At 53.3% G+C, this 10,647-nt stretch carries 6 protein-coding genes and 1 pseudogene; 2 read left to right on the forward strand and 5 right to left on the reverse strand.

What is annotated here, in order from left to right; all coding sequences use genetic code 11:
* Positions 1 to 955 (forward strand): hypothetical protein (locus O3C43_22900; protein MDA1069338.1); only part of this gene is annotated, 955 nt, incomplete at its 5' end.
* Between the two features lie 10 nt (positions 956 to 965).
* Here O3C43_22900 and O3C43_22905 read toward each other — a convergent pair.
* Positions 966 to 5,255 carry a hypothetical protein gene (locus O3C43_22905; GenBank protein ID MDA1069339.1) on the reverse strand — a complete coding sequence of 1,430 codons (4,290 nt, stop codon included), beginning with the start codon at positions 5,253 to 5,255 and terminating at the stop codon, positions 966 to 968.
* A gap of 14 nt (positions 5,256 to 5,269) precedes the next feature.
* On the opposite strand from O3C43_22905, the gene O3C43_22910 reads away from it, so the two are divergent.
* Complete coding sequence (locus tag O3C43_22910) at positions 5,270 to 5,470, forward strand: hypothetical protein (protein MDA1069340.1); 201 nt, start codon at positions 5,270 to 5,272, stop codon at positions 5,468 to 5,470.
* 188 nt (positions 5,471 to 5,658) lie between these two features.
* On the opposite strand, the pseudogene O3C43_22915 reads toward O3C43_22910, so the two are convergent.
* The 4 genes and pseudogenes from O3C43_22915 to O3C43_22930 form a co-directional block, all read right to left on the reverse strand.
* Positions 5,659 to 5,841, reverse strand: a pseudogene (locus tag O3C43_22915) (alpha-L-fucosidase).
* Between the two features lie 151 nt (positions 5,842 to 5,992).
* On the reverse strand, positions 5,993 to 7,450 hold the full coding sequence (locus O3C43_22920) for a hypothetical protein (GenBank protein MDA1069341.1): 1,458 nt from the start codon (positions 7,448 to 7,450) through the stop codon (positions 5,993 to 5,995).
* A gap of 152 nt (positions 7,451 to 7,602) precedes the next feature.
* On the reverse strand, positions 7,603 to 9,111 hold the full coding sequence (locus O3C43_22925) for a sulfatase-like hydrolase/transferase (GenBank protein ID MDA1069342.1): 1,509 nt from the start codon (positions 9,109 to 9,111) through the stop codon (positions 7,603 to 7,605).
* Between the two features lie 22 nt (positions 9,112 to 9,133).
* Complete coding sequence (locus O3C43_22930; protein MDA1069343.1) at positions 9,134 to 10,483, reverse strand: sulfatase-like hydrolase/transferase; 1,350 nt, start codon at positions 10,481 to 10,483, stop codon at positions 9,134 to 9,136.
* Positions 10,484 to 10,647 lie beyond the last annotated feature (164 nt).

Genomic DNA, 10,647 nt, shown 5'->3' on the forward strand with positions numbered 1-10,647 from the left:
TTGCTTTTCAGCGGCGAAGCCGCAGAGGTGGGGGTTTTTCGATCAGCTGACCTCTTTCACTCATGGACAATTTGAAGTCTGGGCAACCACCCCTGATCTCGGCAATCTGTCGACTCTGGAAGAGGCCAGCATTATGGTGCGCGGCGGTGGCGAGGTGGAAATCTCCAATCTGACCAGCCTGAGTTTCACCACGGCTCGTACCTGGACGAGTCGCGATTCCGGGAGTCGTCTGGTACTGCCGGACCTGGTCAATCTCACGGGCCCCGAACCGGAATCCGGTACCGCATTCCTGAAGTTGGAGGCCTGGTCGGCCGGACTCATCGAACTGCCCTCACTCACTACCTTTGGCGGAGGCATTCACTTCAGTTCCCGGGAAACGGGAGCGGAAATCGATTTGCCGGTCCTTGCCGGTATGAGTAGCAGCAATACCTTCGCTTCCAAAATCGAACCGCGCAACGGCGGAAACATCACTTTCAATAACGCCACCTTTGAAAACGTCGACGTCGACCTCATCACCGGAGGCACCCTGACTGGAAGTACCATGAGCTTCGCTTCCAATTGTCTCCTCAGGGGTGAGGGAGCCATTACTGCCAATGTCAGTTTTTCTGGTAAGATCGAACTCGCCACCGCCGATGTCCCCATCTCTATCAACGGCAGCCTGACTTTGGACGGAACGTCCATCGTCAATCCCACCCTTGGACTTGGCACAGACAAGAAGCAGAGCGGTCGGCTGAACGTGAGCGACAATGTGGTACTCGGTGGCACCCTGGATGTAAAACAGCTCAACGCCTGGTTGCCGGAACTGGACGACGAAGTCATCGTGGTTTTCAGTGCGGCCGATAGCATGACCGGTGCCTTCGCAACGGTTACCGGCCTCACCGACGACGCCACCTATGATCTCTCGCTTGGGCAAACCACCAGCCAGATTACTCTGAAAGTGATTCCCAAGCCGTGAAGATCCAGGGTTACTGGTTCAATTCCACGCGAAGTCTCACAATGAGGTTGGGTGGGGGATTGTCTGGAAGCGTCCAGCACACCAGCTCGTAGCCCAACTCTGGAGCGTCTTTTACGCTTTCAGTTATACCCATTTGGGAAGCCTGGTTCCAGGTTTTCATGGAATCGCTCGAACCTTCCAAAAGATAGGTTACACCTGAAGCGGTTTTGCTTCGGCTATAAATAATCGAGCATGCATTTGGATCCTGCACAATGGAAAGTGGATTTCCGGCGTTGTGCTGGGCAACGGGATCGGTACCCAATGCGTAGTGAAGAATGTTGGGAATGCCATCATTGTTTTTATCTTCATTTGCTTTGCGGTCCTGATGTTCATCTCCAAAAAGATTCAATTGCCAAACCACATAGTCCTCTACCTCCGCCTGTCCTTCGATTAAGACAGTGAACTGGTCTTCATCCCTGAAACCTGCTGCTTCCAGGGATTGGTCCAGGTTGGTCAGTTTGGAATTTCCCAGGAAAATTTCCAGCGACGAGGGTGTCGGTTGAATGGTGGACGCTATATGGTCGTCCAGAAATTGAACGGTCCTGCTTGAGTCGATAAGAATATGAAGTTCCGTTTGCCCGGAAATGATCGCGGTAAGATTTATTTCATCTCCACCGGACTGGGTTCGAGTGACGCTTGCCACATTTGAGAAACCGGAACTCAGTTCGCCGTTGATCGCCTTGACCCGGTACTCGTAGGTGCCGGTTGGGATGTCCGAGCTGTCCTGGTAAGTGGTTGTATTCGGACCAGTGGTCGAAACAGGGGTCCAGTTCGGGCTGCCCTGAACACGCCTTGCAATTGCAAAGCCGGTTTCGTTGTCGGAATTGTCGGTCCATTGCAGATCAATTTTGGCATTGTTGTCCTGGGCCGAAAGATCGGTCGGCGCCTGGGGCGGATTGGGACCACCACCACCTGAGCGGGAGATACCGGCAATGTTGGAATAGTCGGAACTTTCGGAATCGCGTATGGCTTTCACGCGGTAATCATAGGAGTCTGAACCGATATTGAGGTTGTGCACAAATGCCACCGCGTTGGGCCCAAGGGTGGCCACCGTATCCCAGGTTTCCGAGTTTTGCAGTTTATATTCAATCACGATTCCCGTTTCGTCCGTGGCATTGTCCATCCATTCGAGACGGACGTTTGCCGTATTGTCCTGGGTAGTCAGGTTTGTGGGTGCCGCGACTGGGTCCGGACCTCCACCGCCTCCACCCAGGCCTTCCCCGGGGGTATAGGTTCCGGTTACAATCAGCTCATTACCGTTTTGATCTCCGCTTGAAACCGCGATTGCGCGCACCTGGTAGGTAGTTCCGTTCGTAAGTCCTGTGAGCTCGTGGCTGGTCGCGCTACTGTCGGGTGAAAGACCTCCTCCCGTCCAGGTTGCATACAGGTCACCCGCTTCCCGATACGAAAAGGAAGCGAAATTATAATTGGCATCACTCGGATTCGTCCAGGTGACGGTTAGCTTTCCGTCGCCTTCAGTCACCGCGATATTCTCCAGATCCATGACCGGCAAAGTGCCGTACCTGAAACTGAATAATTCAACACCACCAGCCCAGTTTCCCGCTTCGTCTTCATGCCGGAAATTGAGTTTATACCGTTCTCCGGGTATCAGTCCGCTCAGGGTGGGAGACCAGCCCAACTCATTCTCAGTCAGGTTGGATTCGGCGATGTTTTCCGAATCACTGCCCAGGGATACATTGGCCTGCAGGTAGCCACTGAGATTGTCCATTGGTTCGTCCCAGGTGAACACAAGATTGGAAGCGTCGGCTATCCAGGTCCCGGATTCGTGTGAGGCCTCCACCACGTTGGCCGGCGGGATGGGAGCGGTTTCATCGACTCCATAACCGGTTTCATCGCGACCCGGCAACACCACTTCCTCCTGTCCTGCGTCATCCACCGCCTGAATACGAAATTGATAATAGCCTTCTCCCTCGGGAGCATCAAAGGACAGATTTCCAGAAATATTGCCACCGGTTACGTCCAGGGCGGAATGCAAGGTCCAGTCGCCCCAGGTGACATTGTCGGAAGAGAAGCGGTGATACAGTCTTACCAGATCTACTTCCGTGTCGTCGGTTGCCAGGTAAGGAATATCCCAGGGAATGGATCCGTGGTTTCCGCCTTTCCAGTAAGAGTAGTTATAGGCAATCGAGCCGTCGCTATCGAAAGTGTCCGGGCGATTTCCTCCTGAATCGGCAATGAGGTTGAACACGGACTCAGGTGTCTCATTGATATCCGAAGGGCTGGAAGCTGCGGTACCGACCTTCAGGATTCCCCAGACGGAAAATGCGGGAAGGGTAAACTCGAGATGGTCGCCGTTGGGCGTAAATGCCAGTTCCAGCGGAATTGGGGCCTCCACGGTCATCCAGGACAGTGTGACGGTGGAAGCATCGAAGCCGGCAGGTATCCTGACCGAACAGGCAACTGCGGTCGTATCGTTGATCGATTGGTCGTCGACATTCTCTGTCATGTTGATGTCGCGATTGACCACCTGGTAAATGTGCGAACCGTCTGCCGGATCCCTATATCGGTGCAGATGTGCGAGACGGGAGAGTGCGCCGGTGAAATCCTGATCGACGATTGAGTCCACCGCCGCCGCCCAGGTCGACTGGTAGCTTGCCAGACTGGCAAGGTTGCCGGCAGTCACTTCCCATTGCGATTCACCGCTGCTGGTTGCCGCATTGCCGTGGTAGTTGTCACCCAGGTTCGTGCTGATGCAGATGGCCTGTCCGGAACCGACGGTTGTCGAACCGTCGGAAATGAAATAGTTGTCCAAGGTACGGACTCCGCTGACATCGTTTCCAGCTTCGTCCAGGTCCGCTATTTGTCCCAGTCCTATCACTACACCCCCTCCGCTGAGATAAGATTCTAGTTTGGATACCTGGGCATCCGTCAGCCGCCGTGTGTTTGGCAGAACAATCGCCTTGTATTTGGTAAGATCCGCCAAGGCGAATGGGTCAGCCCCGTCGCGTTTGTCCGGATGTCCGGCAAATAGCACGTCAAAGGGCCGGTGGGCATCTCCCAGCAGCATCATTATCCCCTGGTACCCCGGGGTGAAATCGTTGGGATTCGACAACTCATAGGCTTCGTTGTAGACCACCGCCAGTTCTCCGGCTTCCTCGAGATTGAACATCTCGGAATGGCTTCTGGCAAATTCGTAATAGGGTGCCAGGGGCGCCAGGCGATTCGCGTTGTTGTGGTAGGATACCCAGCCTATTGGTATCTGATGCAAAGCTCCGGAAGAAAGCGTTTCTGAAAGGAAAATTTTACTCAGCTCCGTTATATGAAGCATGCCATAAGGATCGTTTGAGCCGTTGAGCGAACCGGTGTTTGCCGGGAACCCCCAGGACCAGAACCGTTTTCCAAAGTTGCGGATATTTTTGTTGATGTGATCGAGATTGTAGTAGGGATAACCGTGAGAATCCAAAAAGGTCTCGGCAATGCCGAAGTCCATCTTGTCAATAGTGTCCCACTGCCGTGGACCGCTATAACGGTTGCCTCCAAAATAGATCTCCCGTGAGTATTCAGATTGAGAGTACGCCCGGATTGAGCTGGTCCATTCCTCGAAAAACGCCCGTTCCGATTTTTGCATATTCCGTATCCATGCTGCCCACAGTTCCCCCGAAGGCGGATTGGAATTCACTGAGTCGGAGTCGGTATAGTTGCCGCCCGGTGCGGATTTCAGGTAGTCGCGGTAATCGAAGCTGGTCACATCGGCAACTCCCATAGCAGTGAGCTCCCCTGCAGTATAGTTAGCTTCCAGGTAGGTCCTGAATTCTGCGATGATTTCATTGTCAAAACTGAGGGTTTCCAGATTGGGGGACGCGTTGTCCAAAAGAAAGTAATTTGCCCCCAGGTCGACCGCGGTCTTTCCTGAATTGACCATGTACTCCCGAAAGGCTGAGCGGGTGTACATGAACCAGGAGCCTGCGCTTCCATCGAGGTCCATCAGTTTCCCGGCATCACCCAGGGCAGCTGCACCGGCTGCCGATTCAACCACCCCCAGCGCGTAGTAGGCTGCGTAACCGATACCCGCTTCACTCCATTCTTCGATTGCGGCGGCGATCTGGGCCAGTTCCTGGTCGGTTCTGGTGTCGTCCAGCCAGCCGAAGTCGTCCACTATGACGTCCGGCTTTCCGCCATTGGCGTAAATCGGCCTGGGACCAAAAAAAGTCAGCGTATCATCCGGGTCACCTGGAACGGCAAGAATCGATACAACAGAGAAAAGAATGAGCAGGAAAGAGAAGGAAGCTCTTTGAATCATGATAGGTTTTGTTAATGAGGATAAAAATCAAAAAGCACCTGATTCTCACCGAAAGGATGCCCCTGACTCCCGGGTTACCTGGATCGGCCCGGTTGTCTTTGATTCGATTGTTCAACCATGAAGTAATGGGGTATCGCACGGCGACAAAAGCGGGGGATGGTCGCCATGGTTTATTTAGCAGCAATTTTAAGAAATTCGCCGGGTTGCTGAGCTGATAGGAATTTGCTTTTCAGCGGCGAAGCCGCAGAGGTGGGGGTTTTAGGGGGAGGAGTGAAAATTGAAAGCATAGAGAAGCAATTTGTCTGATTTTGGAGGTTAGTGTCAAGCGGCCTTTGCGAATAGAAACGTGATTTATGCTGAAATATACCGGGGAAAGTCAATTTTGCGGAGGATTTCCCGTTTTACTATAAGCCGGTACTGAATACAATCCCCAAAAAATAAAAATCCCGAATTTGGCATCTTCGAACCATGTTGGAACAGGACGACTGTCGATGGATGACCAGTTAGGCTGGTAGGTTTTTTGTGAAAACCCATGCAGTAAAGCAATAAAGAGAAATACAAATACTAAAATGATTGATTTTTTCATATTCAAATATTTTTGTGTTACTTAAATATCTAATTTGATTTTTTTGAACCGGAAATACTCCGGCTTGTGGGCAAAAGAGGGCAGGCTGGCCTCCACTTCTTTCAGGAAATCGACGATTCCGTTGGAGGTGTAGGCCGAACCCGGTCTCCTTCTACTTGCTGTGGAATCGGAACGAATACAAGTCGCACTCGCGCAGGGCGAATCGCAGGCGCACCGGTTTCCCTGCGATGGCGGCAAGGTCCGGGTTGTTCTTCCATCTCACCCGCCGCTCGATCGCGTCGCCGATGACGGCCCGGCAATCCTCCATGCCGAACCCCGGCAGTGCCCGGCCCGAAGCGTCCTGGATCTCGACCCGCAGCGTGCCGGCTGCCCCGGTGCTGAAGTTCACGAACAGGGAATCACCTGTGAAGATCAGGGGCTTCGTCAGCAGTTCGCCGCCGTCGGCGCCGGCGTTCACGGAGATGAACCCGTCGGTCCGCAGGGTGTAGCGATCGCCGCTTTTTGTGTTATAGATGGACATCTCCTCGGGGCCTGTCGGCACGACATTCAGTGCTACGTAGTTCGCCCTTTGTTCCCATCGTGCCGGATCCAAGCCTGGCCGGATGAAGGCCTCCTTGAAGGTGCGCTGATATGAAGCGGAACCGGCGCGCATGGTCATGAGCATGATGTCGGTCGAGCCGTACGGGCCCTCCACCGGTTCTCCCATCTCGATGCCCATCGTGAATCTACTCGGCAATGCGACATAGATATGCGGCGCGCGGAAATAGGGATGCGTCTGATTCGTGTAGAGTTGTTCGCCCGGAAGATTGGCGTCGGTGTCGACCAGCGGAGTCCAGGTGATGAAGTCGGTCGAGGTCGTCCGACTGACTCGCCGTAGGAACTTCTTGTACGGATCCGTCTGTGGAGGCTCGTTCACGCCCCAGGTGCGGACATAGGCGACATAGCAGTTCTCGGCCTCGGACCAGAAGGCCAGATTCTGCGAATCGAAGGGCCAGGGCGTTCCGGGGGCCTGATTCGGCGTTTTTATGACAGGCGCGTCCTGGATCTTGCTCCAGTGGATACCATCGGCGCTCTTGAAAGCGATCAGTCCGGTCCCTCCCGATCCCGCCAGCGCTTTGTACCGGGCGTCCGGTGCGACACCGGGCCGGGTGTCGAGGAAGGGCGAGAAGTTGGTGGTGAACGGAGCCTGGCGGGCCAGGATCACATTGCCGCCCTTCGAGCTTTGGATCTTTGTGATGCCCAGGTCGGGGAACGTCCATTCGATGCCGTCGCGGCTTTCCGCATAGCAGGTGATCTCGTTCGGTTCGTTGTCTGCGTTGCGCTCCTGTCGCCCCTTATCGTACCCGGGAATATCGGAACGATAGTACGCCCGGTAGAGATCCCCGTCCTTGATGATGGTGCCGTACGCGCCGCTCGGCAGGGGACTCCTGGCGGGCGCTTGCCTGACCGGCGCATGTAAGCGGAACGCGACGCCCGTCATGCGCTCGACGAGCAGGTCGTCGACGAACAGCTCCAGTCGTGTGCCGATCTCAAAGGGTTTCATGCCCGTGCTCTTCTCCTGCGCGGCGAGTGGCGATGGGGTCACCAGATTGTAGGCGACGATAATCATTATCAATAATCTTTTCATAAAAATTGTTTTTAATTGTTAAAATCTAATAAGATTGGCTGATAGGAATTTGCTTTTCAGCGGCGAAGCCGCAGAGGTGGGGGTTTTATTAGCCGCTCATAGGACTGCGGATTGCATTGGATGGGATCATCGTTTCAAATGTTTGGCCGATAATAAGGCACACCCAATTTCTTCATCGTGACCAAGGGGGATTCAGAAAAAGTCATTTGGGAAATCGGTTGTTTCGACGGTTCCCCATGACCCACAACTTTGGCCGTATTTATCATGAGGGTACGTTCATCCATAAAAGGATCCTCAAAACGATCCAGCCAATTCATAGCGGTATCATGCAGGTGTTGTCGGGTCGCCCGGTGCCGGGCACTTTGGTAAAGGTTATTGCGATTCCAGAGATCCGGTGCGTGCTCATACAATACATCGAATGCTGCGTGTGAACGTTGCCGTTCATTCGGTTCCCCAAAACCACCGACCGCGTAGGTAAACTCCCGGGTGTAGACACCACGCCAATTCCACCAAAAGAAAAACAACGGCTGGCTCTGAACCCCATCATCTTCCCCCGAAAAGATGGCACTTGCCAGATCCTCGCCCTGGCATTCCGGCGGCGGAGAGATTCCCAGCATAGAAAGAATAGACGGCATAAAATCGAGGGTGCCCATCAACAATTCCCGCTTGCTTCCTGCTTTGATTTTTCCCGGCCAGCGCATAACCAGAGGCACACGCACAGCTGGGGATTCGGGGCAGCATTTATGGGTCTGTCGATTGTAGCCTTCCAGCGTATCTCCATGATCCGAAGTGAAAACGAAGAGTGTGTTGTCCGACTCACCGATAGCTTCCAATTTCTCCATAATTCGACCGACGCAATCATCAATCGATGAACACAACGCAGAGTAACCGTGATGAATCTTACGTAGCCTCTCGTTGGGTTGAGCGTGAAAGCGGCAGTCAATATCCGCTTCAGAATAACGCTGCAATTGCGGTTCCGGGGCGTCATATCCGACACCTCCGCGGTGGTTATGGGGCGGATGCCAGGAAACGATCATCGCAAACGGATTTTCCGCATCGCGCCGCGATTCGAGGTAATCAACCGCTTGGTCCGTCTGCCCCTCTTGCTCCCACTTATCGAAATAGACACGCTCTTCTTCTTCGTTCCAGTAAAAGCATTTACCCGGGTGAAAATCGACGGTGCAGTTGTTCGTCAGAAAGAGCTGATCGAAGCCCAGTCGGTTTTCCGGATAAACAGGTTTGTCGCGAAGACCGCCTTGCAAGTGCCATTTTCCGATATAGGCGGTATCGTAACCCGCTTTCCCAAGCGCCTCAGCCAAGGTGGTTCCTTGACCAGGAACGATCCCCAGATCGTTAGCGTAGGCGCCGTTATTCAATGGGTGTTGGCCCGTCATCAACATACCGCGGTAAGGCGTGCAAACGGGACAATTTGAAACACATTGATCAAAACGCGCTCCTTCTGATGCCAATCGATCCAAGTGTGGCGTTTGCACCCCACTCAAACCACTTGCTCCCAAGTAGTCCCAGGATTGCTGATCAGAAAACAGAAACACCAGATTCGGCTTCCGAGTTATTCCCCGAGCCAAAGCTGGTGCGGTAAGAGCCGCCGTGGCTCCTACCTGTATGAATGTTCTGCGATCCATCACCATAGTAAAGCCTTCGTTTCTAGTGTACGGAACGGTCACCGATCTTGTTCATCCAGGCCAGAAGCTTCTGTCGCAAGTTGTCACGCACCTTCCCGAGAGTTGTGTCGTTAATCCGGTTCGTCAATTCCCCCGGGTCCGTTTTCAGGTCAAATAAGTAGGCTTCGTCGGTTCCAGTCAGCACATATTTGTAACGGTCTGTTCTAGCCATGCGGTGACCCTCTCCAGGCGAAGCTCCCACACCGACGCACTCACTGAAAACGACCTCGCGCACTTCGGTATTAGGATCTTGGAAAACAGCTTGCAGGGGCACACCCATGGCATGTTTTGGTAGTGACTGCGCACCGGCAATTTTGAGAATGGTGGGGTACAGGTCCAATGAAGACACCAAGGCTGACGTGCGACTTCCTGGCGCCACGCCCGGTCCCACAACAAACATCGGCACTCGAACACTTTCTTCGTGCATGGTTATCTTATTTCCCAGTCCATGGCTACCGAGGTGGTATCCATTGTCTGAAAGGAAAAACAAAATCGTGTTCTCCCACAGTCCTGCTGTTTTCAGCTGATCGACCATCGTCCCGACTTGATGATCCAGATGGCTAATAGTCGCGTAATAGGCATGCGTAAAAGCCCGCATAACGGCAGGATTCCGGGGTGGTCCCGCGGGCAGTTCCCGCCAGTTTTTCGTATAATCGGAATCGCGGTAATAGCCTTCTCCGGGCAGTCCTTGGTTGTTGATACTTTCCAACAACGGCGCGATCCGAAAATTCTTCGGAAGCGTAAGGGTATCCGTTTCATAAAGATCGAGCCAGGATTGATCCGGCAGCAACGGCACGTGCGGTTGTCTGGGTGCAACCCAGAGAAAGAACGGCCGCGATTTCGCGCGATCCGATACGATAAAGTCAGCAACCCGCGCAAAGGTTTCCACATCATCGTAAGGTCCAGTCTCCTCACCCTCCATAAACCCATAAAGTTGAGGCTCCCCCAAATGCGATTTTCCGAAAGCTACCGTGCGATACCCGAGTGACTGGAGTTGGGACGGGAGTGTAAGCCCGGCATCGGAACCGCCATCGAGGTAGCGCGAAAAATTTTCACGCCCCAAAGCGATGACCTTATTTTGTTGAGGAAACAACCCAGTCATCATCGCCGCTCGACTCGCAGCACAGATCGGGCTGGCAACATAAGCACGTTCGAATATCAGCCCTTCACGGGCTAGGTTATCCAGATTCGGCGTATGAACTTCAGGATGATTATATCCAATCGCACCAAACGTCTGGTCGTCTGTAAAGACAACGACGATATTGGGATTACCCACAACGTTAAGCGATCCTATACAAAGGATCGTCGCTAAAGCACTGATTAAGCGAAACAAGAGAATAAAAATGATGAGTGTTAAAAACTAAGAGTATGGAAACCGCCTAAAGACTACTCAACAGAAATAGAGAAGGCAATACCTGCGATGCGCACATTGCTGATAGGAATTTGCTTTTCAGCGGCGAAGCCGCAGAGGTGGGGGTTTTGCTGATAGGAATTTGC

The organism is Verrucomicrobiota bacterium, assembly GCA_027622555.1.
GTDB lineage: Bacteria > Verrucomicrobiota > Verrucomicrobiia > Opitutales > UBA2995 > UBA2995.

Excerpts from the sequence above, each read along its gene's own strand:
- O3C43_22905 (MDA1069339.1), bottom strand. The coding sequence starts at position 5,255 with ATGATTCAAAGAGCTTCCTTCTCTTTCCTGCTCATTCTTTTCTCTGTT.
- O3C43_22910 (MDA1069340.1), top strand. The coding sequence starts at position 5,270 with ATGAGGATAAAAATCAAAAAGCACCTGATTCTCACCGAAAGGATGCCC.
- O3C43_22920 (MDA1069341.1), bottom strand. The coding sequence starts at position 7,450 with ATGATTATCGTCGCCTACAATCTGGTGACCCCATCGCCACTCGCCGCG.
- O3C43_22925 (MDA1069342.1), bottom strand. The coding sequence starts at position 9,111 with ATGGATCGCAGAACATTCATACAGGTAGGAGCCACGGCGGCTCTTACC.